This is a genomic window from Pseudomonas sp. D8002 (assembly GCF_013385695.1).
Taxonomy (GTDB): Bacteria; Pseudomonadota; Gammaproteobacteria; order Pseudomonadales; family Pseudomonadaceae; genus Aquipseudomonas.
Genome location: NZ_JACAPM010000020.1, coordinates 44,942 through 67,587, shown reverse-complemented (window position 1 = coordinate 67,587; position 22,646 = coordinate 44,942). Strand labels below are relative to the sequence as shown.

27 protein-coding genes are annotated in these 22,646 nt (G+C 61.8%); 15 read left to right on the top strand and 12 right to left on the bottom strand.

Features of this window, described 5'->3' with window-relative positions; genetic code table 11:
• Window positions 1-10 precede the first annotated feature (10 nt).
• The 3 genes from HX807_RS12025 to HX807_RS12015 all read right to left on the bottom strand — a co-directional run bounded on the left by HX807_RS12025 (window position 11) and on the right by HX807_RS12015 (window position 1,827).
• A complete protein-coding gene (locus HX807_RS12025) occupies window positions 11-388 on the bottom strand; it encodes a type II toxin-antitoxin system VapC family toxin (RefSeq protein ID WP_003208092.1) in 378 nt (125 codons plus the stop codon).
• Window positions 385-756 (bottom strand): type II toxin-antitoxin system Phd/YefM family antitoxin, encoded by a 372-nt coding sequence (locus HX807_RS31650; protein WP_008437059.1) that lies wholly within the window; start codon window positions 754-756, stop codon window positions 385-387. Before HX807_RS31650 ends, HX807_RS12025 begins: the two co-directional genes overlap by 4 nt.
• Before the next feature lie 138 nt (window positions 757-894).
• A complete protein-coding gene (locus HX807_RS12015; RefSeq protein WP_023658922.1) occupies window positions 895-1,827 on the bottom strand; it encodes a LysR family transcriptional regulator in 933 nt (310 codons plus the stop codon).
• Window positions 1,828-1,945: 118 nt separating this feature from the next.
• Between HX807_RS12015 and HX807_RS12010 the strand changes: the two genes are divergently transcribed.
• The 3 genes from HX807_RS12010 (at window position 1,946) to HX807_RS12000 (ending at window position 3,154) form a co-directional block, all read left to right on the top strand.
• Window positions 1,946-2,431, top strand: coding sequence for a DMT family transporter (locus HX807_RS12010; RefSeq protein ID WP_026078275.1), 486 nt, complete (start codon window positions 1,946-1,948; stop codon window positions 2,429-2,431).
• A gap of 4 nt (window positions 2,432-2,435) precedes the next feature.
• Window positions 2,436-2,891 carry a DMT family transporter gene (locus HX807_RS12005; protein WP_177050068.1) on the top strand — a complete coding sequence of 152 codons (456 nt, stop codon included), beginning with the start codon at window positions 2,436-2,438 and terminating at the stop codon, window positions 2,889-2,891.
• A 92-nt stretch (window positions 2,892-2,983) separates the two neighbouring features.
• Complete coding sequence (locus HX807_RS12000) at window positions 2,984-3,154, top strand: metallothionein (protein ID WP_008437063.1); 171 nt, start codon at window positions 2,984-2,986, stop codon at window positions 3,152-3,154.
• A gap of 117 nt (window positions 3,155-3,271) precedes the next feature.
• On the opposite strand, the gene HX807_RS11995 is transcribed toward HX807_RS12000, so the two are convergent.
• Window positions 3,272-3,514, bottom strand: coding sequence for a DUF6555 family protein (locus tag HX807_RS11995; protein ID WP_003208104.1), 243 nt, complete (start codon window positions 3,512-3,514; stop codon window positions 3,272-3,274).
• Between the two features lie 116 nt (window positions 3,515-3,630).
• Between HX807_RS11995 and HX807_RS11990 the strand changes: the two genes are divergently transcribed.
• From HX807_RS11990 to HX807_RS11980, 3 genes are all read left to right on the top strand, one after another.
• Window positions 3,631-4,395: a helix-turn-helix domain-containing protein gene (locus HX807_RS11990; RefSeq protein ID WP_102369315.1), complete on the top strand. Its 765-nt coding sequence runs from the start codon at window positions 3,631-3,633 to the stop codon at window positions 4,393-4,395.
• Window positions 4,396-4,484: 89 nt separating this feature from the next.
• Window positions 4,485-4,658 (top strand): DUF1427 family protein, encoded by a 174-nt coding sequence (locus HX807_RS11985; RefSeq protein ID WP_003208108.1) that lies wholly within the window; start codon window positions 4,485-4,487, stop codon window positions 4,656-4,658.
• 30 nt (window positions 4,659-4,688) lie between these two features.
• Window positions 4,689-5,648, top strand: a complete 960-nt coding sequence (locus tag HX807_RS11980; RefSeq protein WP_177022769.1) for a zinc-binding alcohol dehydrogenase family protein — start codon at window positions 4,689-4,691, stop codon at window positions 5,646-5,648.
• Between the two features lie 126 nt (window positions 5,649-5,774).
• On the opposite strand, the gene HX807_RS11975 is transcribed toward HX807_RS11980, so the two are convergent.
• Together HX807_RS11975 and HX807_RS11970 are read right to left on the bottom strand one after the other, a co-directional pair.
• The gene (locus HX807_RS11975; RefSeq protein ID WP_177050067.1) at window positions 5,775-6,812 is read right to left on the bottom strand and encodes a purine nucleoside permease; all 1,038 of its coding nucleotides are present in this window, start codon (window positions 6,810-6,812) and stop codon (window positions 5,775-5,777) included.
• 20 nt (window positions 6,813-6,832) lie between these two features.
• On the bottom strand, window positions 6,833-7,789 hold the full coding sequence (locus HX807_RS11970) for a nucleoside-specific channel-forming protein Tsx (protein WP_032899590.1): 957 nt from the start codon (window positions 7,787-7,789) through the stop codon (window positions 6,833-6,835).
• Window positions 7,790-8,013: 224 nt separating this feature from the next.
• Between HX807_RS11970 and HX807_RS11965 the strand changes: the two genes are divergently transcribed.
• Window positions 8,014-8,823: an aminoglycoside phosphotransferase family protein gene (locus tag HX807_RS11965; protein WP_177050066.1), complete on the top strand. Its 810-nt coding sequence runs from the start codon at window positions 8,014-8,016 to the stop codon at window positions 8,821-8,823.
• Here the strand turns inward: HX807_RS11965 and HX807_RS11960 are convergent.
• Window positions 8,793-9,740 carry an AraC family transcriptional regulator gene (locus tag HX807_RS11960; RefSeq protein WP_177050064.1) on the bottom strand — a complete coding sequence of 316 codons (948 nt, stop codon included), beginning with the start codon at window positions 9,738-9,740 and terminating at the stop codon, window positions 8,793-8,795. The two genes, HX807_RS11965 and HX807_RS11960, sit on opposite strands and share 31 nt — an antisense overlap.
• A gap of 214 nt (window positions 9,741-9,954) precedes the next feature.
• Between HX807_RS11960 and HX807_RS11955 the strand changes: the two genes are divergently transcribed.
• Complete coding sequence (locus tag HX807_RS11955; protein WP_177050062.1) at window positions 9,955-11,265, top strand: sugar ABC transporter substrate-binding protein; 1,311 nt, start codon at window positions 9,955-9,957, stop codon at window positions 11,263-11,265.
• 22 nt (window positions 11,266-11,287) lie between these two features.
• The gene (locus HX807_RS11950) at window positions 11,288-12,061 is read left to right on the top strand and encodes an L-iditol 2-dehydrogenase (protein ID WP_008437073.1); all 774 of its coding nucleotides are present in this window, start codon (window positions 11,288-11,290) and stop codon (window positions 12,059-12,061) included.
• Window positions 12,062-12,224: 163 nt separating this feature from the next.
• Here the strand turns inward: HX807_RS11950 and HX807_RS11945 are convergent, their stop codons facing one another.
• Window positions 12,225-12,932 carry an NUDIX hydrolase gene (locus tag HX807_RS11945; RefSeq protein ID WP_008437074.1) on the bottom strand — a complete coding sequence of 236 codons (708 nt, stop codon included), beginning with the start codon at window positions 12,930-12,932 and terminating at the stop codon, window positions 12,225-12,227.
• 147 nt (window positions 12,933-13,079) lie between these two features.
• On the opposite strand from HX807_RS11945, the gene HX807_RS11940 reads away from it, so the two are divergent.
• Genes HX807_RS11940 through nadE form a run of 3 tightly spaced genes read left to right on the top strand, consistent with a single transcriptional unit; the run spans window position 13,080 to window position 15,781 of the window.
• Entirely contained in the window at window positions 13,080-13,727 is a 648-nt protein-coding gene (locus HX807_RS11940; protein ID WP_003208124.1) for a nicotinamidase, read from the top strand.
• A 10-nt stretch (window positions 13,728-13,737) separates the two neighbouring features.
• Window positions 13,738-14,964, top strand: coding sequence for a nicotinate phosphoribosyltransferase (pncB, locus tag HX807_RS11935; protein ID WP_003208126.1), 1,227 nt, complete (start codon window positions 13,738-13,740; stop codon window positions 14,962-14,964).
• A gap of 1 nt (window position 14,965) precedes the next feature.
• Window positions 14,966-15,781: an ammonia-dependent NAD(+) synthetase gene (nadE, locus tag HX807_RS11930; protein WP_134326838.1), complete on the top strand. Its 816-nt coding sequence runs from the start codon at window positions 14,966-14,968 to the stop codon at window positions 15,779-15,781.
• Here nadE and HX807_RS11925 read toward each other — a convergent pair.
• Window positions 15,778-16,140 (bottom strand): NUDIX hydrolase, encoded by a 363-nt coding sequence (locus tag HX807_RS11925; protein WP_102369305.1) that lies wholly within the window; start codon window positions 16,138-16,140, stop codon window positions 15,778-15,780. The two genes, nadE and HX807_RS11925, sit on opposite strands and share 4 nt — an antisense overlap.
• A gap of 141 nt (window positions 16,141-16,281) precedes the next feature.
• Between HX807_RS11925 and HX807_RS11920 the strand changes: the two genes are divergently transcribed.
• Window positions 16,282-17,262, top strand: coding sequence for a Gfo/Idh/MocA family protein (locus HX807_RS11920; RefSeq protein ID WP_087694134.1), 981 nt, complete (start codon window positions 16,282-16,284; stop codon window positions 17,260-17,262).
• Window positions 17,263-17,298: 36 nt separating this feature from the next.
• Window positions 17,299-17,937 (top strand): ribonuclease T2, encoded by a 639-nt coding sequence (locus HX807_RS11915; RefSeq protein ID WP_371316470.1) that lies wholly within the window; start codon window positions 17,299-17,301, stop codon window positions 17,935-17,937.
• A 6-nt stretch (window positions 17,938-17,943) separates the two neighbouring features.
• Here HX807_RS11915 and HX807_RS11910 read toward each other — a convergent pair whose 3' ends face one another.
• Genes HX807_RS11910 through HX807_RS11900 form a run of 3 tightly spaced genes read right to left on the bottom strand, consistent with a single transcriptional unit; the run spans window position 17,944 to window position 21,233 of the window.
• Window positions 17,944-18,786 carry a metal-dependent hydrolase gene (locus tag HX807_RS11910; protein ID WP_003214649.1) on the bottom strand — a complete coding sequence of 281 codons (843 nt, stop codon included), beginning with the start codon at window positions 18,784-18,786 and terminating at the stop codon, window positions 17,944-17,946.
• Window positions 18,787-18,801: 15 nt separating this feature from the next.
• The gene (locus HX807_RS11905; protein WP_177050060.1) at window positions 18,802-19,701 is read right to left on the bottom strand and encodes an SDR family oxidoreductase; all 900 of its coding nucleotides are present in this window, start codon (window positions 19,699-19,701) and stop codon (window positions 18,802-18,804) included.
• Complete coding sequence (locus HX807_RS11900; RefSeq protein WP_177050058.1) at window positions 19,698-21,233, bottom strand: NAD(P)/FAD-dependent oxidoreductase; 1,536 nt, start codon at window positions 21,231-21,233, stop codon at window positions 19,698-19,700. Before HX807_RS11900 ends, HX807_RS11905 begins: the two co-directional genes overlap by 4 nt.
• A 303-nt stretch (window positions 21,234-21,536) precedes the next feature.
• Between HX807_RS11900 and HX807_RS11895 the strand changes: the two genes are divergently transcribed.
• Window positions 21,537-22,535 carry an alpha/beta fold hydrolase gene (locus HX807_RS11895; RefSeq protein WP_177050057.1) on the top strand — a complete coding sequence of 333 codons (999 nt, stop codon included), beginning with the start codon at window positions 21,537-21,539 and terminating at the stop codon, window positions 22,533-22,535.
• Window positions 22,536-22,646: the final 111 nt, after the last annotated feature.

The window sequence follows — 22,646 nt, the reverse complement described above, 5'->3', positions numbered from 1 at the left end:
GCGAAGTGAATTAAGTCAAAACGGCCAATGATGTGTATTTCGCCACCATCGGGTCGGCTGTCACTAACTTCATCGGCTCAATGATAGCCGTTGCAATGATGAGCCGATCAAACGGGTCCCTGTGATGGTGTTCAAGGTCCTTGACCGCGATGGCGTGCTCCGAGGTGATGGGCAGTTCCACGTAGCCGCTTTCCAGGCAGTATTCGCGAATTTCGTCCAGGTTTACGTTGAGCTTCCCGAGCCCGACCTTTATCGCCAGCTCCCAGAATGTGGCGGCACTGACGTAAATTTCAGCCGCGTTCTCGATCAGCTTTCTGGCCTTCGCTGGCAGTTTTGGATCATCGCTCAGGGCCCAAAGCAGGATGTGGGTATCCAGCAGTATTCTCATGGGTGGTTTCCCTCAAACGCATCCAGCATGTCGTCTGGCAATGGCGCATCGAAGTCATCCGGCACCACCAGTTTGCCCTTCATCGCGCCAATTCGCCGGCCTGTCGGTTTCCCGACAGGAACAAGGCGAGCCATCGCCCGCCCATGCTTGGCTATGGTGATGATTTGGCCGGCGGCGGCATCATCGACCAGTTTTGATAAATTATTTTTTGCTTCACCCAACGGTACGGTAATCATTTGGTCTTCTCGAGGTTTTGGCCAAATATAGCCAAAATTTCGTAAGCAGGCAAAGATCAACCGACTGCTGGCGGAGGGTGATTTTTGCGGGGACGATTGCAGGTTTCCAAACGAGTAATGACTGGCATCCATGACGTCTCTCCTGAAGGAATTCCTCGAAGTCTGCCCGAGTGCAAGCGGTTTTTGACCCGTGTTGTGGAAAATCAGATCGGACTTACTTGAAGGGGGATTTTTCCCGACAGTGCGGGCCGAATAGTTTCCCACAGTTGCTCAACGGTCCCAGTAAGGCACTGCCCCAAAACACTCGACGAAGTAATCAATCACGGTCCGCACCTTCAACGACAGCCGCCGGCTACCCGGCCACAGCGCAGCAATCTGTTGCGGCTCCAGGGTCGTCGCCACTTCATAGTCGCTGAGCACCGCCTGCAGCGTGCCGGCGCGCAGGCCTTCACCGATCAACCATGACGGGAACACCACCAGCCCCAGGCCTTGTTCGGCAGCGTGGGTCAGGGTGTCGGCGTGGTTGCCGGTGATCGGGCCCTTGACGCTGTAGGACGTCCAGTCGCCCTGGTCCCGGCGGAAGAACCAGCGCTGCTGGCCGGTGACGCCCTTGTAGGCCAGGCACTGGTGGTTCACCAGTTCGTCCGGATGCCGGGGCGTACCGAAACGCTCCAGATAGCCGGGGCTGGCAGCGAGACGAAAGCGCTGGGGGGCGAAGATTCGCGCCTGCATGCCGGAATCGTTCAGCACACCGATGCGAAACAGCAGGTCTGTGCCGTCTTGCAACGGGTCGACGTAGGTGTCGGTTTGCTGGATATCCAGTTGCAGCTTCGGGTAACGCCGACACAGCTCCCCAAGCCACGGCGAGAGGTGGCGTTGGCCAAACACCATCGGCGCATTGATGCGCACCAGGCCGCTGGGTTCGCTTTCCTGTTCCTGCAACGCCTGGCCGGCGGCTTCCAGTTGCTCCAGCATCAATCGCGCATGCCGGCCCAGCAGGCGACCGGCTTCGGTAGGGCTGACCGCACGGGTATGGCGGTACAGCAACTGTTGGCCCAGGGCCTGCTCCATCAACTGGACCTGGCGGGAAATGGAGGAGGGCGCCAGGCCTTCGCGGCGTGCGACTTCGGAAAAGCTGCCGTAGTCCAGTACCGCGACAAACAGGCGAAGCGCCTTGAAGCTCAGTTCGTTCAAACCCTGCATCATCACTCCATGCTGTGCGTATTGCGCAAAGGTGTTGTCGGCATGCTCCCATTTATCGCACAGCAGTGCCACCGGATAATACGCGCCATTGTTCCTCTCTCTAACGCGCAGGTGATGTATGCAGGCTTCTTCAATGGCGGGTGTGGCTCAGGCCCGGCCCAAGACATTTCTTCGGTTGCTGTTGCTGCCGCTGGTAATTTTCGCGGGCATGGGCTTGTCGGTGGAGGCCGGGTTGCTGGGCCCGCTGGGTGTGCAGGTCGGGCATCTGTGGGCGACCTTGAGCATCTTCGGCGTCGGCTCGGCGATCCTGTTCCTGCTGTTGCTGTTCAGCGGCCCGCAAAAGGGTCCGGCGTTGACCGACCTGCCGCGCTGGCAATTGATCGGTGGCTTCCTGGGGCCGATGTACGTGGTGGTGCTGACCCTGGCTACGCCACATATCGGCATCGCGATGACCATGATTGCGATCTTGTCGGGCCAGGTGGGCAAGAGCGTGCTGATCGACCACTTCGGCTGGTTTGGCACTGCCCGCAAGCGGGTCAACGTGGAGCGCTGGATTGCACTGGCGTTGATTGTGGTGGCACTTGTTCTGATTGCGCGAGGTTAAGGCGATGAACCTGATTCTGTTGTTGGTATTGGTAGTGGCCGCCGGCGCGGTATTGAGTGCGCAGGCCGCCATCAATGGCCGCCTCGGGCAGGCGGTGGGCGTATTGCGCAGCAGCCTGCTGACCTTTGTCGTGGGCGCGATCAGTACCGGGTTGCTGATTCTGTTCTTTGAGCCCGCCCACGCGGTCAGCCTGCTGGACGTGCCGAAGTGGCAACTGACCGGGGCGTTGTTCGGGGTGGTGTACATGATGGTGATGGTCGGCGCGGTCCCGATTGTCGGCACGGCAGTGGCGACGGTGGCGGTGATTGTCGGGCAGTTGGGCATGGGCATGCTGATCGATAACTTCGGCTGGCTCGGCAACCCGGCGATCGAACTGTCCGGCAGCCGCATCGTGGCGATGCTGTGCCTCGCGCTGGCCCTGGTGTTCATGTACCGCAGCAACGCTCGTCGGGCTGACTGACGGGCCTTTGAACCTTGAATCGTTGCCTATAGTCATTGCTTGAGGTGTCGGCGTTCGCCGCACCTGGACGACCACGAAAAAGGAGTCTGACCATGCAAGAGAAAACATGTGCCTGCCCCCACTGCAACTGCCAGTTGGGGAAAAACGCGGTGATGAAGGATGGCAAGGGCTATTGCTGCCAAGGCTGCGCCGAGCATCATGCCCATGGCGAGCCTTGTGCTTCGGCGACCGGGTGCGAGTGTGCCAAGTCGGCGCACGGCTAACGCAGGCTGCCTTCTGTAGGAGCGAGCTTGCTCGCGAAACACCCGAGAGCGACGCGGGGCACCAGGTGCCCCGCGTCATCGTTAACGACCTTCGCGAGCAAGCTCGCTCCTACAGTTTCACGCGCTGGGGCGCGCATCCGAGCGGCGCCATTGCACGTTTTCGATGCCGAATTTCTCGGCCTGGGGCTGGCTCGTCTTCTTCACCTGCTCACGGGCAAAGCGCCCGATGCGGCCTACGCCGGCGTCGCAGCTCGCCCAATGCCAGGCTTCGGCGTTGTCGAGTTTTTCCAGGCGGATGATGAATGACTTGGGCTGGCCATGCAGCGTGTAGTCGATCACGAAAAGTTTTGCGTTAGTCATGGATCCGTAAACCCTCCTTGTGTCTTTAAGTGACCCTGCGCAGGCAGTAAAAATTCACTCGGATTGTCCGGTTCACGTCTTATCATGGCGCTCCATACTTGAACGATGTGTCTTCCATGGCCCTTGCCGCGCCTCCCGACCTCAGTGATCACGCCGTCCCCGTGCAACCCTTGGCGCGCACCTATCCGCGCGGATTGTATGTCGAGCCCCATCAACACGATTGGGGCCAGTTGCTGTATGCCATGAGCGGCGTGATGTGGGTCGAGACACCCCGGGAAGCGCTGGTGGTGCCGCCCCAGCGCGCGGTGTGGCTGCCGCCGGGTGTCGAGCATGGGATTCGCGTGGTGTCGGACTTGCAGATGCGCAACATCTACCTGCGCCCGGCGCTGGCAGCGACCCTGGACAGCCAGGTGCAAGTGATCGAGGTCGGCGGGCTGCTGCGCGAACTGATCGTGGCGCTGGTGGAGCAGGGCGACAAGGGGGACCAGGCCTACTACGAGGCCGTGGTCGGCCTGGCCCTGCTGGAACTGCAACGGGCCCGGCGCTCGCCGATCCGCATCGCCTTGCCCGTGGGCGCCGACCGACGCCTGACCAGCGCCTGCCAGGCGGTGATGGCGTCACCGTCCCTGGACATTCCCTTTGAACAGCACGCCGAAGCCGCCGGCGCCAGCGTACGCACCCTGGCCCGGCTGTTCCAGAACAGCCTGGGCATGGGCTTTGCCGAGTGGCGCCGCCAGGTGCAGTTGGCCACCGCCGTGGCCGAGTTGATCCAGGGCCAGTCGGTCAGCGCGATCGCCCGTTCCCTGGGTTATTCGCCGAGCAGTTTCAGCGACATGTTTCGCCGTGAACTGGGGATGGCGCCGTCGCAGTATCCCGTCTGAGGCTTGGCCGAAATCCTGAAGCACTTGGCCGATGCTTCGGTTTCAGGCCCCCTACACTGACCGCATCAACCCTTGCTGCGGAGTGTTCCATGAATTACCTGATTTCCTTGGCCATCGGCCTGTTGGTCGGCGTGATTTACGGTGCCCTGGACTTTCGCTCGCCTGCGCCTCCTGCCATCGCCCTGATCGGGCTGATGGGCATGCTGATGGGCGAGAAGCTCTGGCCCATGGGCCGGCAAATGGTCAGCGCCTGGTTCTCCTGAAACCCTTTTTAACCTCGATGGATATTGGTCATGAAAGCACTGCAATTTTCCGCCACCGGCGATCTCGCTGCCCTTGCTTACGTTGATGTCGCCACGCCGGTGCCGGCGGCCGGTGAAGTCCTGGTGCAGATCAAGGCTGCCGGGCTGAACCCCAGCGACGTGAAGAACGTGCTCGGGCGTTTCCCCTACACCACCTTGCCACGCATTCCCGGGCGGGACTTTGCCGGGGTGGTGGTGGAAGGTCCGCAGGAGCTCGTTGGCCAGGAAGTCTGGGGCACGGGTCGCGACCTGGGCTTTTTCGCCGACGGTTCCCACGCCCAGTACCTCACCGTGTCGGCCAAGGGCGTGGCGCACAAGCCCAGCCACCTGAGCTTTGCCCAGGCCGCCAGTCTCGGCGTGCCGTACACCACGGCGTGGGATGCGCTTGAGCGCAGCGGTGTAACCAAAGGCACGCGCTTGCTGGTGATTGGTGCCAATGGGGCTGTAGGCAGCGCGGCACTGGCCTTGGCGAAGATTCGTGGGGCCCAGGTGCTCGGGGCCGTGCGTCGGCCGGAACAGGTCGAGGCCTTGCGCGAGCAGGGTTTCGAGGGCTTGTTACTGGGCCAGCCGGAAGCGCTGGGAGGGCAGGTCAATGCGCTGTTCGGTACGGGCGCCGATGTGATCTTTGACACCACCGGCTTCTGGTTGCCGGCAGCGGTGGCGGCACTCGCACCTTTTGGCCGTATCGCGATCATCGCCGCGCCGGTGGACGGGCACGTGCAACTGCCGGCCCTGGCGTTGTATCGCAAGGGTGGTTCGGTGGTGGGGATCAATTCGCTGCTCTACAACTGCGAGCAATGCGCCGTGATGCTGGAGCAGTTCGGGCGGTTCTTCGATGAGGATTTGTTGCCGCTGCCGACTGGTTTGCGAGAAGTGTCGCTGGCCGACGGTGTGAAGTGCTTTGAGCAAGTGAACCAGGGCAGTGCCGACAAGATTATCTTCCTGCCCTGACCCGCTTATTGTGGGCGCGGGCTTGTGTGGGAGCGGGCTTGCTCGCGAATACGGTGTGTCAGCCAATACATTCGGCACTGATCCACCGCTTTCGCGAGCAAGCCCGCTCCCACATTTGATCTTTATTCAGGCTTCGGGAACGCCTTTTTCCCACGCCGACCAGTTCTTCAGGATCGCTTGTACCAGCGGATTACCAGTGCGATACAGGTTCTCCAGCGCCGGTACAAATCCGCCCTGGTCCGCATACTTCAGCAGGTTGTCCACTTCGCTGTAGCCTGGGTATGGCCGGTCAAAGTCGGAACCCGCCCGCACGACGGCCAACCGCTGGATATCCACCAAACCTTCGCGGCTGGCTCGTAGCAACGCCTCATAGGTGGAGTTGTCTTCCTGCTGGGTGGTGCAGTACGCGCCTTTATTGTCCGTCAGCAATTTGGTCCAGACCTCGGCGCGCTCACTCAGGCGCGTCCCGGAGAACCAGGTATTGCCCGCCAGGGTGTCGCACTGGGTGACCTGCGGCGGCTGATTGGCCGGCGCGTACGGATAGTGTTTGCGCCAGGCCGTGGACTCCTTGCTTTCACTGAGCTCGACTTTTTGCGACAGCGCAAACGCCTTGGCTTGCAGCTTGGGATTGAGCTCGAACACTTCGGTCTTGTAGTCCAGCGGCGGCTTCTCGTTCGGCCCCTTGGTATTGATGCCGATATAGCCGGTCGGCCAGTCCTTCGGCGCGTCCCGTGAATCCAGTTCCCATTGGGTTCCGAATTCCACCAGGTAATGGGCCCACGCGGCGGTGCCGATGGTGCCATGGTGCGGGTTGATCCCGGCGATCCCGGCGATCAGGAAGTAGCTCTGGCGCAGGTCGAACTTGGGCGACAACGCCAGCGCCAGGGTCGAGGCGGCAGCGTTGGTCTGGCCCATGCCGGTCACCAGCAGGCACACGTCCTGGGTGTTGCAGCGGATCACTGGATACTCGGCCGACAAGCCTGGCACGCGAACTTCCTGCTTGAGTTCCAGGCGGTCGATCCAGTTCTGCGCTTCGGGGGCGAACATGGTGATCAGCATCACCTTGGGCTTGATCGGGGCCGGGGCATCAGCCAGCACGACATGCGGCAACAGCGCCCCGGCGGCCAGGCCGATGGCGATTGAAAGGCGGGTAAAGGTCTTCATCTACTGCTCCTTGTTCACACTCAGAATTGATAGCCCACACCGGCGTAGTAACCCCAGCCGTTGGAGCGAGCGCGGAAATTGCCGTCGCCAAAGTTCAGCTCGCTGCCGTCTTCCCAGTTGCCGCCGTTGTGGAAGTAACGGCCTACCAGGGTGAAACGCAGGTGAGTGAACGAATACAACAGCACGTTTGTTGCAACCAGGGAGTTGGCAGTGCGCGCGGGGTTGTCTTTGTGCAGATCCGAGCCGAAATCGTAGTTGGTGAAGCCGATATAGGTCAGCGACGCACCATTGTCGAAGCTGCCGATGGGCACGATGTATTTCATCTGCGCACGGTAGCCGTCCCATGAGTATTCGTTGCTGGCGCCGTAGTTTTCCCACTGGTAACGGCCATAGAAGTTGGCCGACAGGTTGACCCGCGAGTGGGTCTCGATGTCGGTGCCCAGGCCGCTGTACAAGGTGTTGGCACGGTTGTCCTTGTTGCTGCCGTGGTCGTAGATCCAGTCAAACGCTACATACCATTCCTTGAACGGGCCGATGGCCAGGCTGCGACCGGCCAGGTAGTCGATGGAGATGCGCGGTTCGTGCTCCATGAACACCGGCGAGCCGTGGTCCCACGCGCCTTTGTCGTTGCTGTTGCCGATCCCGAAGATCTTCGGGATGTCGACGTAGCCATACAGTTCGAACGGGCCCTTGCGGCCGAAGTATTCGTACTCCAGGTACACGTCATCGGCGGGTTTGGGGCCGAAGCTGATGTCTTTGCTGCCGATCACCGTCAGGTCCTGGTTGAACCAGTCCGACAGGTACACGCCTTTTTTCGACGGGCTGGCTTCCGGGGCCAGGGCTTCGCCCTGTGCTGAGTCATCGGTGGGTTTTTCCTGCGCCAAAATGGGTCCGCTGAGTACTCCCGTAACGGCAGCCAGTAGCAGGGAAACAGCAAAAGGGGTAGCCGACGCGGATCGTCTGGAAGTGGGTTGCATTGAAAATCCCTGTTCGTACGCGGTTGGGGCCCGATTCTTCGGGTTGAGGTGAACCTGGTTGCCAAGTTCGTTCCGCAAACGTTTGCACAGGTTGTACCAATTTGTGTCAATTGCATGAAGGAATTGAGAAAAGTGGGAAATAGTCGGCCTTTTGGTCAGAAACGTAACGGACCGGGTAAAGGCGTGTGTGGCATCCTGCAGGACCTCGCACTGGGAGTCGCCCGATGTTCGATCACTATTTGAAACGCTGGAACCTGACACCCGAGGGTGACGCCATCATCACCCCCGGCAGCGACCTGCTGCCGGTGCGCTGGGACGGGCAGCCGGCGATGCTCAAGATCGCCCGCGAGCCCGAGGAAAAGCTCGGCGGCGAATTGATGACTTGGTGGGCCGGCAAGGGCGCCGCCCGCGTGTTTTTCCATGACGGCGATGCCGTGGTGATGGAGCGCGCAACCGGCCCGGGTTCGCTGATGCACATGGCCCTCAACGGCCAGGACGATGAAGCCAGCCGCATTGCCTGCGCCACCGTGGTGCTGTTGCATGCGCCGCGCCCGTCGCCACCGGCGGGCTTGCACTCATTGGAGCTCTGGTTCCGCTCCCTGTGGCTCGCCGCTGAGGGTAAAGGCGGGCGGATACGCGAGTGTGCCGCCACGGCGCGCAGCCTGCTGGCGTCACCTCAGGAACCGGTGGTGCTGCACGGTGATGTGCACCACGACAACATCCTCGATTTCGGCCCCCGGGGCTGGCTGGCGATTGATCCCAAGCGGGTGGCCGGCGAGCGTGGCTATGACTACGCGAATTTGATCTGCAATCCGGATTTGCCCACTTGCACCGATCCGGTGCGATTTACACGCCAGGTCGAGATCATCGCCGGGGCTGCGGGCCTGGAGCGCCAGCGCCTGTTGCAATGGGTGGTGGCGCACGCCGGTTTGTCGGCGGCGTGGTTTCTGGAGGATGACCAGCGACACCGCGCCGATGGGGAGCTGGAAGTGGCACGCCTGGCTCAATGCGCCTTGGTAAACGGCAGCGCCTGATCACCATTGCGGTTAAACAGGTACATCGCGGTTTCCCGGCGATATTCGCTGGGCGTCTGGTTCATCTCGATGCGAAAGTGCCGGTTGAAGTTGGAGAGGTTGGCGTAGCCCACTTCAAAGCAGATATCGGCCACTGACATTTCGCTTTGCAGCAACAGTCGGCAGGCGCGCTGCACCCGGAACTTGCGCATCAGGTCGATAAAGCCGTGACCGGTGACGCGCTTGAAAAAACGCGAGAAGCCCGGTTCGCTCATGTCCAGCCGTTGGGCGATCACCGACAGCCGCAGGTCGCCGGTCAATTCCGTCATCAGGTATTCGAAGGCCTTGTGGATACGCTCCGAGCTGCGGGCATCCAGGCTTGGCGTGTAGCAGGCACTGGCCAGGCAATGGGCTTCCCCGGAGGGTGCCTGCCCCAAGGTATGCAGTAACTGGATGAACAGAATCAGGCGCGCCAGGCCCTCGGCGGGGCCGATGGACTCCAGCAGGTGCGCAGCCTTCAGGGCGGTTTCACCGGTGAATTCCAGGCCGCGCCGGGCCCGGTCAAACAGGCCTTGCAGGTCGCCCAGCTCAGGCAGCGTGGTGCGCAGGGCCAGCAATGCGGCACCGTCGAACTGCAACACCACATCGCGCCCCGTCAGGTACTCGCCGAGGGCCAGGTCGCCGATCCAGTCGTGGGGCAGGTCGGGGCCGATCAGTGCGACATGGCCGGCGCCAAACGCACCGATATAGTCGCCCGCCACGAGCTTGCCGCTGCCCTGGCGGATCAGGTGGATTTCAAATTCGGGGTGATGGTTCCAGCGGGCGAGCTCGAACGGATAGTCATGTTCGTACCAGCGAAAGCCATGCTCGGGCTCGGCAAGAATCACTTCCAGCTCGGCGGGGCGCTGCTCGAAAAGGGCGGATCGGCTTGCAGGCATGGGCTTGGCCCTTCTGGGCTTTTTGGAATGGGACCAAAATACGCCCTTTGTCCAAGTAGCCGCTACCCCGGGTTTTGCCCGCCACTGATACTTTTTTGATCTTGGCGATGCGGTTAAAAAAGTATCAGCCGGGCATCCGCCAGTCGTTTGTCCGGCCTTGGGCAAGCTGCTGTAATCGGGCCGTCAACAACAAAAACAATATGTGGAAACCGCCATGCTCAAGATTCCGAAAGCGCTGTTCCTGCTCTCCGGCCTCACGCTCGCGATGGCCGCACATGCTGCCGAAACCGTGACCATCGCCACGGTCAACAACAGTGACATGATCCGCATGCAGCGCCTGTCCAAGGTGTTCGAACAGCAGCACCCCGAGGTGAAACTCAATTGGGTGGTGCTCGAAGAAAACGTCCTGCGCCAACGCCTCACCACCGACATCGCGACCCAGGGCGGCCAATTCGACGTACTGACCATCGGCACCTATGAAACCCCGCTGTGGGGTGCCAAACACTGGCTGGAGCCGATCACGCCGCTGCCCGCCGACTACGACGTGGAAGACATCTTCCCCGCGGTACGCCAGGGCCTGTCGGTGAACAACACCCTCTACGCGTTGCCGTTCTATGGCGAAAGCACCGTCACCTATTACCGCACCGACCTGTTCAAGCAGGCCGGCCTGGCGATGCCCGAGCATCCGACCTGGACCCAGCTGGGCGAGTTCGCCGCCAAGCTCAACCAGCCCGCCAAGGACCAATACGGCATGTGCCTGCGGGGCAAGGCCGGCTGGGGTGAAAACATCGCGTTGCTGAGCACCATGGCCAACGCCTTTGGTGCACGCTGGTTCGACGAACAATGGAAACCCGAGCTGACCAGTCCCGAGTGGACGGCGGCGGCGAACTTCTACGTCAACACCCTGAAAAACTATGGCCCGCCGGGCGTCTCCAGCAACGGTTTCAACGAAACCCTGGCGCTGTTCAACAGCGGCAAATGCGCGATCTGGGTCGACGCCAGCGTTGCCGGCTCGTTCACCACCGATAAAACCCAAAGCAAAGTCGCCGACAGCGTGGGTTTTGCCGCCGCACCCACCGAGGTCACCGACAAGGGTTCGTCGTGGCTGTACGCCTGGTCCCTGGCGATCCCGGCCACCTCCAAACACAAGGACGCCGCCAAGGCCTTCATCACCTGGGCCACCTCCAAGGAATACATCCAGCTGGTAGCGGATAAGGACGGCATCACCAACGTACCGCCGGGCACGCGCCAGTCCACCTACAACGCGGCGTACCTGGCCACGGCGCCGTTCGCCAAGGTGACGTTGCAGATGATGCAACACGCCGACCCCGCGCACCCGTCGGCCAAACCCGTGCCGTACGTGGGCATCCAATACGTGACGATCCCCGAGTTCCAGGCCATCGGCACCTCGGTGGGCAAGCTGTTTTCGGCAGCGCTCACCGGCGGCATGACGGTCGACAAGGCACTGGCCGAGGCGCAGTCCACCACCGAGCGTGAAATGAAACGCGCCGGCTACCCGAAATAATCACCTCAGGGACACTGCATTGATGAATCGACTGGAAGGTAAAAGTGCGCTGGTCACCGGCAGCGCGCGGGGCATTGGCCGGGCGTTTGCCCAGGCCTACATCAACGAAGGCGCGACCGTCGCCATCGCCGACATCAACCTGGAGCGGGCGCGGGCCACCGCCACGGAGCTGGGCCCGAAAGCCTACGCGGTGGCGATGGATGTCACCGACCAGGCGTCCATCGATGCCGCGATTGCCGCCGTGGTGGCGCAGGCCGGCAAGCTCGACATCCTGATCAACAACGCCGCCTTGTTCGACCTGGCGCCCATCACCGACATCACCCGCGAGAGCTTCGACCGGCTGTTCTCGATCAACGTCGCCGGTACGTTGTTCACCTTGCAGGCGGCGGCCCGGCAGATGATCAAGCAGGGGCATGGCGGCAAGATCATCAACATGGCCAGCCAGGCCGGGCGCCGGGGTGAGCCTCTGGTGGCGGTGTACTGCGCGACCAAGGCGGCGGTGATCAGCCTCACGCAATCGGCGGGGCTGAATCTGATCAAGCAGGGCATCAACGTGAACGCCATCGCGCCGGGAGTGGTGGACGGCGAGCATTGGGACGGGGTGGACGCGATGTTTGCCAAGCACGAAGGGCTGCCGCTGGGCGAGAAGAAAAAGCGCGTAGGAGCAGAGGTACCGTTTGGGCGGATGGGGACTGCCGAGGATTTGACCGGAATGGCGGTTTTCCTCGCGTCCAAAGAAGCCGACTACGTGGTTGCCCAGACCTACAACGTCGACGGCGGCAACTGGATGAATTGAGCGGGACGCAGCTCCTCGAACCATCGCAGATCAAAAAAGGTGGGAGCGGGCTTGCTCGCGAAAGCGGTGTATCAGTCAATCTATCCGGCGACTGACACTCCGCATTCGCGAGCAAGCCCGCTCCCACAGTTGATCTTCATTGTCCTGGGAAGGGGGCTTGGTCTTATTCGGCAAAGCTGCGATCAAAGAAGTACACCGCCCCAGGCTTCAGATTCTCCACTGTCGCCTGCGGCCGTCCGCCCTCGCCATGCTTCTTGCGCCCCGTCTCCCGCAAAAAACCGGCCTCGGTCAACTTCAGCAACCGCTGGCGGATACTGGTCTTCAGCACCGGCCGCGCCAATACCAGCGAAAAGATCGTAGTCGCCTCCGGCGCACTGAACTCATTGCCCAAAAACATCAATGGCAAGCTGCTGTACAGCGACTTGGAAAACAGCCTTTCCTGTACCGCTGCCACAATCGCGTTGTGATCGAAGGGCAGCTTGACCCCGCCAGTCGCCACGGCATCAACAGAGCACCACTTTTGATGCCCCCCCAGCTCCACCTCATCAGCCACGATCGCCAGGTAATAGGTCGACGACGACCAGCAGCGCGGATCGCGAAACGCATCGCCCACCGTCCCCACTTGCTCATACCAGGCCAGCGGCAACCCAACCTTGTCACTGGCCCGCAACCGCTCCACGGCATCCTGCAGGCTCAGATCTTGCACGCCGCCATTCACCACTACACCGGGCAAGGCCCAGTGCCCGGCGAAGGGCTCGGCGTCGCGCTGGTTGAGCAATATCTTCAGTTCCCCGGATGCACGGCAATAGAACAGCACGCACAAGTCCACGGTGTGCAGGTAGGCGCTAAGGGTTGGGGCGTGGTCTGGCATGTCGGGTCCTGTTGGCAGCGGTGGGGCACAGTCTAACGGATCAAACGGGTGTGTCGTGTACTTGATCCAGGATAGATAACAAAATGTTTCTTGCCATGAAAGTACATGACGTGTACTTTTATATTCAGGCCACAGGAGAACACGACCATGACCGTCTCTAAGAACGCTATCGCCTCATTCGACGTTGACGCCCAGAAGAGCTTCACACCGCTGTGCCCCAACGAATTGCCGGTCGCTGGCGGTGACCAGATCGGCGCCGAGCTCAATTACATGGCCAGCCTCGCCGCGCGCCGTGTCGGCAGCAAGGACGCCCATACCCCGCACGCGCCCTGGGTGGTGCAACAGCACAGCGAGATGCTGCAACCCACCGGGCTGGTACATGCCGATGTCACCTGGGTCGCCCACTGTGTGCCCGGCACTGAAGGTTTCACCCTGTTGGACGAATTGCCCACGCCTTATGACTACGACTACTTCATCTGGAAGGGCGTCGAACCCGACCTGCATCCCTACGGCGCCTGCTACCACGACCTCCACGACAAACTCTCTACCGGCGTCATCGAATACCTCAATGCCCAGGGCATCCAGCGTGTGATTGTCGGCGGCCTGGCCCTGGACTACTGCGTCAAGACCACCGCCTTGCAACTGCTCAAGGCCGGTTTCGAGGTGATCCTGCACCTGCCGGCATGCCGTGGCATCAGCGAGGAGGGCGGTGTGCAGGCGGTCAGCCATTTGCAACAAGCAGGCGTTGTAATTACCCGCAATCGGGAAGAACTGGCCGCGATGGCCGCGCGTTAAGGAGTACCTCATGGAAAGTGCATACGACTACGAAAACGCTGTGATCCAGGGCCTGCTGGACACCGACTACTACACCTTCACCATGATGCAGGCCGTGTTGCACCAGCACCCGAATGTCGATGTGGAATACCAGTTCATCGTCCGCTCCAGAGAGAAACTGGGGCACCTGATTCCCGAGCTGCGGGTGGAGCTGGAAAAACTCGCCGGCCTCAGCATGCGCGAAGGCGAGCTGCGCTTTCTGTTCAACCAGCGCCGTGAGTACTTGACCCCGGATTTCGAGCGCTTCCTGGGGCTGTTCCGCTTCAACCTGCGCTATATCCACGTCAGTGAAATCGACGGCCAACTGAACGTCCGCGTGGTCGGCCCGATGCTGCACTGCATCATGTTCGAACAGCCGGTATTGGCCCTGGTCAGCGAGCTGCGCAACCGCGACAAATACCCCGACGTCAGCCTCGAAGACGTCACCCGCAAGCTCTACCAGAAATTCGACTGGCTGGAGAAAAACCTCACCCGCGACGAACTGGCCGACCTGCGTGTCTCGGACTTCTCCACCCGCCGGCGGTTGTCGTTCAAGGCCCAGCGTGAAGTGGTCGACATCATGCGCCGCGACTTTCCCGGCCAGTTCATCGGCACCAGCAATGCGCACCTGGCCTACGAATTCGACCTGCCGCTGATCGGCACCATGGCCCACCAGTGGCTGATGGTGCACCAGCAACTGGGGCGGCTGCGGGAAAGCCAGAATGCGGCGCTGGAAAACTGGGTGCGCGAATACCGTGGGCGCTTGGGTATCGCCCTGACCGACTGCATCAGCACCGACTTTTTCCTCAAGGATTTCGACCTGTACTTTGCCAAGCTGTACGACGGTTTGCGCCAGGACTCCGGTGACCCGATCGTCTGGGCCGACAAGGTGTTGGCCCGCTACAAGGAGCTGGGCATCGACCCGATGACCAAGGACCTGATGTTCTCCGATGGCCTGAATTTCGAGAAATGCCTGCCGATCCTGCGGCACGTGCGGGGCAAGGCCAAGTTCGGCTTTGGCATGGGCACCAGCCTGGCCTGTGATGTCGACGGAGTGGAGCCGCTGAGCATCGTGATGAAACTGGTGCGGGTGCACGGTGAGCCGGTGGTGAAATTCTCCGATGACCCGATCAAGAACGTCTGCGAAGACGCCTCGTTCCTGCAGTATGCGGCGCAGGTGTTCAACGTCGGCAACGTCAATCCGCAACTGGGGGTGTGACATGGACACTCAGGCACGTATCGCACAAGAACTGAAGATCAACCGGCTGCTCGGCAAGGGAGGCGAGGGCGCTGAGCTGCAACGGCGCATCGACTTCATCAAGGGCACCTTGCGCCAGTCCGGCTGCCATGCGCTGGTGCTGGGCATCAGCGGCGGTGTCGACTCACTGACCGCCGGGCGGCTGTGCCAACTGGCAGTGGAACAACTGCGCAACGAAGACTACGAGGCGCGGTTTATTGCCATGCGCCTGCCCTATAAAACCCAGGCGGACGAGCGCGACGCCCAGGCTTCCCTGGACTTTATCGCACCGGACCGGATCGAGACGCTGAACATCGCCGCCTGCGTCGACGGGCTGATGGGCAGCCTGTCTGCCGCGCAAGCCAGCGCCGAACGCATCGACTTTATCAAGGGCAACGTCAAGGCCCGGGCGCGGATGATGGCGCAGTACGCCGTGGCGAACCTGCACAACGGCCTGGTGGTGGGCACCGACCATGGCGCGGAGGCGCTGATGGGATTTTTTACCAAGTTCGGTGACGGCGCCTGCGACCTGGCGCCGCTCTCAGGGCTGACCAAGACCCAGGTGCGCCTGCTAGCCAGCGCCCTTGGCGGGCCACGGCAGTTGGTGGCCAAGGCACCGACCGCCGACCTGGAAGAACTGGCCCCTGGGAAGCTGGATGAGCTGGCTTATGGTTGTAGCTATGACGAGATCGACCGCTATCTGATGGGCGAGGCGGTGAGTGAGCGGGTGAGGACGATTGTCGAGAGCGCTTACCTCAAGACGGCTCACAAGCGTGCGCTGCCGTTCGTTCCCGACTAGAGACGGCGCAGGAAGGATTTGACGATTTTCTGGGTGGCCTGGGTGGTGTCCAGGTCATCCAGGCGACTGTAGGGATGCCACTGGCATTCCTTGATTTCACTCAGGGGCCGGGCATCTTCGATATTCACCACCGACGCCTCGAACACATGGTGCAGGGTGTCGCTGGCCTTCAGCTCCTGCAATAACAGCAAACCGTCCACGTTCAGCCCGGTTTCCTCTTCCAGCTCCCGCGCGGCCGCGCCCACTGGCCGCTCATCGCGCTCGACCTTGCCGCCGGGCAATGCCCATTTCGAGCGGGCTTTACGCACGAACAGGATGTGCCCGTCGTGCTCGCAAATCACCGTGGCCCTTATTTTCATCGTCTGTGCCCCCGCAGCTGGATGATTGTCATAAAAGTGTAATGCAATTGTCATGCTCAGTCTTTATCCGGCAGGGTGGAGAGGGGGCCGGAAAACACCGATACTGCCCCATCGAAAAAAACTCACCTGAAGGAGATGCAGATGAACACCGTACGCTGGGGCATGATCGGCTGTGGCGATGTCACTGAACTCAAGAGTGGACCCGCCTTCTACAAAGCGCCAGGTTCTGCGCTGGTGGCCGTGATGGGGCGGCGCGAGGAGGCCGTGCGCGATTATGCGGCACGCCACGGCATTGCCCGTTTCTACACTGACGCCCAGGCGCTGATCGACGACCCGGAAGTAGACGCGGTCTACATCGCCACACCGCCCGACAGCCACCTCGAATACAGCCTGATGGTGGCCGCTGCCGGCAAGCATTGCTGCGTCGAGAAGCCCATGTCCCTGAATGCCGAGCAAAGCGCGCTGATGCAGCGCACCTTCGAACAGGCCGGGCTGCACCTGTTTGTCTCCTATTACCGGCGTTCCCTGCCACGCTTCCAGCAGGTGCGGGACTGGCTGCAGGACGGGCGCATCGGCGAATTGCGTCATCTGACCTGGACCCTGTGCAAGCCGCCTTCGGAAGACGATGCCAGCAGTGCCAACTGGCGCACCGACCCGGCGATTGCCGGCGGCGGGTATTTTGCCGACCTGGCCAGCCACGGTTTTGACCTGTTCCAGTACCTGGTCGGGGATATCGTCGAGGTGGCCGGGTTTACCGCGCGCCAGGCCGGGCGCTACGCCGCCGAAGATGCCGTCACCGCCTGCTGGACCTTCGCCTCGGGCGCGCTGGGCATGGGCTGCTGGAACTTTGTCGCCGACCGGCGCGAAGACCGGGTGGAGATGATCGGCAGCAAGGGCCGCATCACGTTTTCGGTGTTCGATGAGGCGCCGTTGCGGCTTGAGGGCGAGACCAGCGAGGTGCTGGAGGTGCCCAACCATGCACATATCCAGTGGCATCACGTGCTGGGGATGAATGCGCATATTCGCGGCGAGAGCAAACACCCGGCACTGGCGATCGAGGCGTTGAAGACCGACCGGGTCATGGACCGGGTGCTACAACGTAACCCCAACCTGGCGGTCTAGCGGTGCTTTAATTTTGTCTTTTTAAGGAATGAACGGATGAAAATGAAAGCAGCCTGGATTGTGCTTTGCCTGGCGTTGGCCGGGGCCGCGACAGCAGCGCCGCGGGCCCAGGGGCAGGCCGGGGAGTTTGACTTTTATGTGTTGTCGCTGTCCTGGTCGCCGACCTTCTGCCTGACGCACCCGGACGACCAGCAGTGTTCGGGCAAGGGCTACGGGTTTGTCCTGCATGGGCTGTGGCCGCAGTACGCGAAGGGCGGCTGGCCGGCGTCGTGTGAGCGGCAGTCGCGCTTGTCGGATGCAGACTTCGCCCGGGGCAGGACGCTGTTCCCGTCGCCCAAACTGCTCAGGCATGAATGGGCCAAGCACGGCACCTGCAGCGGCCTTGAGGCGTCGGCTTACCTGGACAAGACCGATGCAGCGCTCAGCGTGGTCAAGATCCCGCAGCAGCTTGAGCCCTTCAATGTCCGAAGCGGCCTGGGCGCGCGGGACATCGAAGCGCTGTTTCGCGAGAGCAACCCGGCCATGGGCAACCATGGCCTTGCGGTGATCTGCAAGGGTGCCGTGCTGACCGAGGTGCGGGTGTGCCTGACTAAGGACCTGGCGTTTGCCGGCTGCCCGCGCAGCGTCAAGAGCCAGTGCCGGGATGGCGATATTCGGATCCCGACCCAGCGCTAAGCGGACTCAGGCGGGCCCATAACCTTTATGGGCCTGCTCGATCTCCTCCACCAGGCGGTCAATGCCCGCCAGGCGTGCCCGGTTGTCGTGGTCCCAGGGATGGAACCCGGGCTTGAAGTAATGCAACCAGGGCAGCGCCATGCGCGGGAACACGCCCTTGGGTCCGTACAGAAACTTGAGCATCCGCCAGAAGCCCTTCAAATGCCCGCCCGAACGCCGGTCGGCAAACAACAGGCGCAAGTGAAAGTCCAGGATCGTCAGCCAGAACAGCCCCGTGGTGATGAGCATGGTGGAAGTGCGCAGCAGATAACGCTTGGGCCCGGGCTTGATCACGCTGTTCCACACATCAAACGCCACCGCCTTGTGCTCGGTTTCTTCCAGGGCATGCCAGTACCACATCTGCTGGTAACCCTTGACCGAATCCCCGAACCGCGACGGGTCGCTGAGGAGGATTTCCGCGAGCATCGCGGTGTAGTGCTCCAGGGCAATGGTCACCGCCAGGTTGAAGGAGGCGGGCAGGTATTTCTTTTGCGCGTCGAGGATCATCTTCAGCCGACGGTCGAGGGTATTCGCCGGCAGCCCTGCGGCTTGCAGCAGGTCGTTGTAGGCCACGTGCTCGCGGCTGTGCATGGCTTCCTGGCCGATGAAACCCTGGATTTCTTTCTTCAGCTCCGGGTCTTCGATGCGCTGGCGGTAGTGACGCACGCTGTCCATGAAGAACAGTTCGCCCTGGGGAAACAGCAACGACAGTGCGTTGAAAAAGTGGGTAATGAACGGGCCTTGTTCATGCCAGTCCTTGATGCGTTCGGCCGGCAGGGCAAAACGGAGGTCGCGGCGAATCGGCAGCATGGTCGGTACTCCAGTTCAGAGACGGTGCTCTTCGTTGGTTTCAAGGATGGGCGAGGGCGCATTGCGTTGCTTGGGCGCCATGCGTTTGCTGGCCAACACCACCAGCGCTTGATAGGCGGCAGGCAGGCAGCGGGCGAGCAGGTCCAGAAAATAGGCGTCGCGGCCAATCAGCACGCGGCGTTTGTTTTTGCGTACGCCTTGCAGGATCACTTTGGCGGCCTGGTCGGCGTCGGTGATGAACAGCTTTTCGAAGTCGGCCCGGGCCTGCTGTTCGCTGTGAATCAGGAAGCCGGTCATGTTGGCGTCGATCCGGCTGCTGCGGCAGATGTCGGTGCGGATCCCGCCAGGGTGCACGCAGGTGGCCGAGACCCCGCTTTTTTGCAGGTCGAGTTCCTGGCGCAAGGACTCGGTAAAACCACGCACGGCGAACTTGGTGGCGTTGTAGCCGCTCATGCCCGGCTGGGCGAACAGGCCGAACACGCTGGAAGTGTTGACCACATGCCCATCGCCGCTGGCCTTGAGGTACGGCAAAAAGGCCTTGGTGCCGTACACCACGCCCCAGAAGTTGATCCCGACGATCCATTCCAGGTCGGTGTAGTCCACGCCTTCGACGGTGCTCGACAGCGCGACGCCGGCGTTGTTGAAGATCAGGTTGATCTGGCCATGTTCGGCGGCGCATCGGGCGGCCCAGTCTTCCACGGCCTGGCGCTCGGAAACGTCCAGCACCTGCGAGGTGACCAGCACCGGTGCAAGCACCTGGGCCTTGATCAGTGCGACGGTCTGCTCCAGGCCCTGGCTGTTTTTATCCGCCAGCGCCAGGTGGCAGCCTTCACGCGCCAACGCCAGGGCCAACGCGCGGCCCATGCCGGAAGCGGCGCCGGTAATGGCCGCCACGCGACCGTTGAATGACTTCATGACAGGCTCCCTTCTGCGGTGGTGTGGGTCGTTGCGGCCGGGCGCGCGGTGGACGGTATCGGCACCAGGCTGGCGACGTAGTCCTTGAGGGCGAAATGCCGGGTGACCTGCTTGAAACGCCAGGTGGAGCCGGGCCACAGCGTGGTGTTCTTGCCGGTGCGTGGGTCCAGGTACCAGCTCTTGCAACCGCCGGTGGACCAGATGGTGCCGTTGAGTTTTTCCTGCAGCCTGGCGTTGTAGGCCAGTTCCACCGCCGGCTTGACGTCCACCGTGGCGATGCGATGGCGCTGCATTTGCTGCAGGGCATCGAGGATGTAGGTGACCTGGGCCTCGATCATCAGAATCATCGAGTTATGCCCCAGCCCGGTGTTGGGGCCGACGATCAGGAACAGGTTTGGATAGCCCGGCACCGTGGTGCCCAGGTAGGCGTGGGCGCCGTCTTGCCAGGTGTCCATCAGGTCGATGCCGTGGCGCCCGATGATGCAGTTGCGGGGCAGCGGATCGGTGGCCTGGAAGCCGGTGCCGAAGATGAGGCAGTCGGCCGGGTGCTTGATGCCGTCGGCGGTGATCACCCCGTCCGCCTCGATGCGCAGCACGTTGTCGGTTACCACCTGCACATTGCTGCGGGACAGGGCCGGGTAGTAGTCGTTGGAGATCAGCACGCGCTTGCAGCCGATGGTGTAGTCCGGCGTCAGGGTCTTGCGCAGGGAAGGGCGGGCCACTTGTTTGTGCAGGTGGCGCACGGCGATTTTCTGCACCATTTTCATCAGGCGCGGGTGCAGGGCAAAGCCCACCACGCGACCTTCCAGTGCCCAATAGAACGCGCCGCGTACCAGGCGCTGGGTGAACGGCAGGTGCTTGAATGCCCAGCGCTCGAAGCGTGAAATCGGCCGGTCGGGCTTGGGCATGATCCACGGCGGGGTGCGCTGGAACAGGTCCAGGTGGGCCACCTGCGGCGCAATCTGCGGCACGAACTGAATGGCACTGGCGCCGGTGCCGATCACCGCCACGCGCTTGCCCTTCAATGAATACTCGTGGTCCCACTGCTGGGAGTGGAAGCGCTTGCCCTTGAAGCTGTCCAGGCCCGGAATATCCGGCAGTGCCGGGCGCGACAGGCCGCCCATTCCCGACACCAGCACCCGCGCACTCACCTGGCGGCCATTGCTGAAGCTCAGGCTCCAGCGCTGTTGCGCCTCATCAAATACCGCCTTCTCCAGGCCCATGCCAAAGCGCAGGAACGGCACCAGTTCGAAGCGCCGGGCGCACTGCTCCAGGTAGGCGCGAATCTCCGCCTGTGGCGCAAATTGCCGGGTCCAGTCCGGGTTGGGCGCAAAGGAAAACGAATAGACATGGGATTGCACGTCGCAGGCGCAACCGGGGTAGTGGTTGTCCCGCCAGGTGCCGCCGAGAGCATCGGCCTGTTCGGCAATAAAGAAGTCGTGGAACCCGGCTTCCTTGAGTTTGATCGCCATGCACAGCCCGGCAAATCCGGAACCGATGATGGCGATGTCGATGGTGTCATGGGCATTCATAGGCTGTCCCTCGTGGGCCGGTGGCGCCTTACGGGTGTCGACATCGGATGTGCTCCTTGTTTTTGTTTTGGCTTTTTAGATAGAACACCATTGCAAAGGAAAATTGAATTATTTATTTTAAAAAAGATTTTAAATAATCTACCTGAAAATATCGTCTAGGCTACGACCCAGTTCCTCATGTGCGACTCATCCGACGGACGAGAGCTTGTACGCACACAGTTAAGGTCCAGGGTGGACGATGGCTGAGGCCTTGACCAATACCGGTCGGGCCGCCAGCAACGCAGGGATGCAGAGGACCGAGCTATGGCTGTCGAGTGGGTTGTCGCTGCGGGTGTGTGTGTAGGGTTAAGCGTAGTGTTGTGGGCCTTCAGTGCCCGGATGACACGGCGTATAGAGGCTGCTGTTCCGATCAACGGGCGCTTTCTGGAGATCAACGGCGAGCGCTTTCATTATGTAGACGAGGGCAAGGGCCCACCGCTGGTGATGATCCACGGGCTGATGGGCAGCAGTCGCAACTTGACGTACGCCTTGTCTGCCCAATTGCGTGAGCACTTTCGAGTGATCACCGTGGATCGTCCGGGGTCGGGTTATTCCACCCGGCATGCCGGCACGGCCGCGGACCTGCCTGGCCAGGCTCGGCAAGTCGCCAGCTTTATCCAGACGCTGGACCTGGATAAGCCGCTGGTGCTGGGGCATTCCCTCGGCGGGGCGATTGCCCTGGCCCTGGCCCTGGACCATCCCCACGCGGTGTCCGGATTGATCCTGGTGGCGCCCCTGACCCATCCCCAGCGCCTGCTGCCGCTGGTGTTTATGTCGTTGGCGATACGCCCGGGATGGCTGCGACGCTTTATGTCGCACACCCTGACCATGCCGATCGGATTGCTGACCAAAGGCTCGGTGGTCAAGGGCGTGTTTGCCCCCGACCCGGCCCCGGAAGACTTCGCCACCCGTGGCGGCGGCTTGTTGGGCATGCGGCCCGAGAACTTCTATGCCGCCTCCACCGAGATCAACCTGGTCAACGATTTCCTGCCGGACATGGTCAAGCGCTACCCGCAGCTGACGTTGCCGATCGGGCTGATTTATGGCGCGCAGGACAAGGTGCTGGATTTCCGCAAACACGGGCAGGCCCTGGCCAGCCTGGTGCCGGGCCTGAAGCTGCAGCTGGTGGAAGGGCGCGGGCATATGTTGCCGATCACGGCCACCGAGCGTGTCGCGGCGGTGGTCGAGCAGATAGCCAAGCGCGTCCGGCCGCCGGAAAGCGCCACGGTGTTGCACACGCCGTTTGCGTTGGCGAGTAAATAATTGTGCGACTGAACTCGCGGTTCGAACTCGTCAATGCTTGCTCTAGACGCCTGACCAAACGGCTGAAAAAGAGACTGCCCGGTCACGTTCAAAAGGGTTCAAGAAACTAGT

Excerpts from the sequence above, each read along its gene's own strand:
- HX807_RS12025 (WP_003208092.1), bottom strand. The coding sequence starts at position 388 with ATGAGAATACTGCTGGATACCCACATCCTGCTTTGGGCCCTGAGCGAT.
- HX807_RS31650 (WP_008437059.1), bottom strand. The coding sequence starts at position 756 with ATGGATGCCAGTCATTACTCGTTTGGAAACCTGCAATCGTCCCCGCAA.
- HX807_RS12015 (WP_023658922.1), bottom strand. The coding sequence starts at position 1,827 with ATGCAGGGTTTGAACGAACTGAGCTTCAAGGCGCTTCGCCTGTTTGTC.
- HX807_RS12010 (WP_026078275.1), top strand. The coding sequence starts at position 1,946 with ATGCAGGCTTCTTCAATGGCGGGTGTGGCTCAGGCCCGGCCCAAGACA.
- HX807_RS12005 (WP_177050068.1), top strand. The coding sequence starts at position 2,436 with ATGAACCTGATTCTGTTGTTGGTATTGGTAGTGGCCGCCGGCGCGGTA.
- HX807_RS12000 (WP_008437063.1), top strand. The coding sequence starts at position 2,984 with ATGCAAGAGAAAACATGTGCCTGCCCCCACTGCAACTGCCAGTTGGGG.
- HX807_RS11995 (WP_003208104.1), bottom strand. The coding sequence starts at position 3,514 with ATGACTAACGCAAAACTTTTCGTGATCGACTACACGCTGCATGGCCAG.
- HX807_RS11990 (WP_102369315.1), top strand. The coding sequence starts at position 3,631 with ATGGCCCTTGCCGCGCCTCCCGACCTCAGTGATCACGCCGTCCCCGTG.
- HX807_RS11985 (WP_003208108.1), top strand. The coding sequence starts at position 4,485 with ATGAATTACCTGATTTCCTTGGCCATCGGCCTGTTGGTCGGCGTGATT.
- HX807_RS11980 (WP_177022769.1), top strand. The coding sequence starts at position 4,689 with ATGAAAGCACTGCAATTTTCCGCCACCGGCGATCTCGCTGCCCTTGCT.
- HX807_RS11975 (WP_177050067.1), bottom strand. The coding sequence starts at position 6,812 with ATGAAGACCTTTACCCGCCTTTCAATCGCCATCGGCCTGGCCGCCGGG.
- HX807_RS11970 (WP_032899590.1), bottom strand. The coding sequence starts at position 7,789 with ATGCAACCCACTTCCAGACGATCCGCGTCGGCTACCCCTTTTGCTGTT.
- HX807_RS11965 (WP_177050066.1), top strand. The coding sequence starts at position 8,014 with ATGTTCGATCACTATTTGAAACGCTGGAACCTGACACCCGAGGGTGAC.
- HX807_RS11960 (WP_177050064.1), bottom strand. The coding sequence starts at position 9,740 with ATGCCTGCAAGCCGATCCGCCCTTTTCGAGCAGCGCCCCGCCGAGCTG.
- HX807_RS11955 (WP_177050062.1), top strand. The coding sequence starts at position 9,955 with ATGCTCAAGATTCCGAAAGCGCTGTTCCTGCTCTCCGGCCTCACGCTC.
- HX807_RS11950 (WP_008437073.1), top strand. The coding sequence starts at position 11,288 with ATGAATCGACTGGAAGGTAAAAGTGCGCTGGTCACCGGCAGCGCGCGG.
- HX807_RS11945 (WP_008437074.1), bottom strand. The coding sequence starts at position 12,932 with ATGCCAGACCACGCCCCAACCCTTAGCGCCTACCTGCACACCGTGGAC.
- HX807_RS11940 (WP_003208124.1), top strand. The coding sequence starts at position 13,080 with ATGACCGTCTCTAAGAACGCTATCGCCTCATTCGACGTTGACGCCCAG.
- pncB (WP_003208126.1), top strand. The coding sequence starts at position 13,738 with ATGGAAAGTGCATACGACTACGAAAACGCTGTGATCCAGGGCCTGCTG.
- nadE (WP_134326838.1), top strand. The coding sequence starts at position 14,966 with ATGGACACTCAGGCACGTATCGCACAAGAACTGAAGATCAACCGGCTG.
- HX807_RS11925 (WP_102369305.1), bottom strand. The coding sequence starts at position 16,140 with ATGAAAATAAGGGCCACGGTGATTTGCGAGCACGACGGGCACATCCTG.
- HX807_RS11920 (WP_087694134.1), top strand. The coding sequence starts at position 16,282 with ATGAACACCGTACGCTGGGGCATGATCGGCTGTGGCGATGTCACTGAA.
- HX807_RS11915 (WP_371316470.1), top strand. The coding sequence starts at position 17,299 with ATGAAAATGAAAGCAGCCTGGATTGTGCTTTGCCTGGCGTTGGCCGGG.
- HX807_RS11910 (WP_003214649.1), bottom strand. The coding sequence starts at position 18,786 with ATGCTGCCGATTCGCCGCGACCTCCGTTTTGCCCTGCCGGCCGAACGC.
- HX807_RS11905 (WP_177050060.1), bottom strand. The coding sequence starts at position 19,701 with ATGAAGTCATTCAACGGTCGCGTGGCGGCCATTACCGGCGCCGCTTCC.
- HX807_RS11900 (WP_177050058.1), bottom strand. The coding sequence starts at position 21,233 with ATGAATGCCCATGACACCATCGACATCGCCATCATCGGTTCCGGATTT.
- HX807_RS11895 (WP_177050057.1), top strand. The coding sequence starts at position 21,537 with ATGGCTGTCGAGTGGGTTGTCGCTGCGGGTGTGTGTGTAGGGTTAAGC.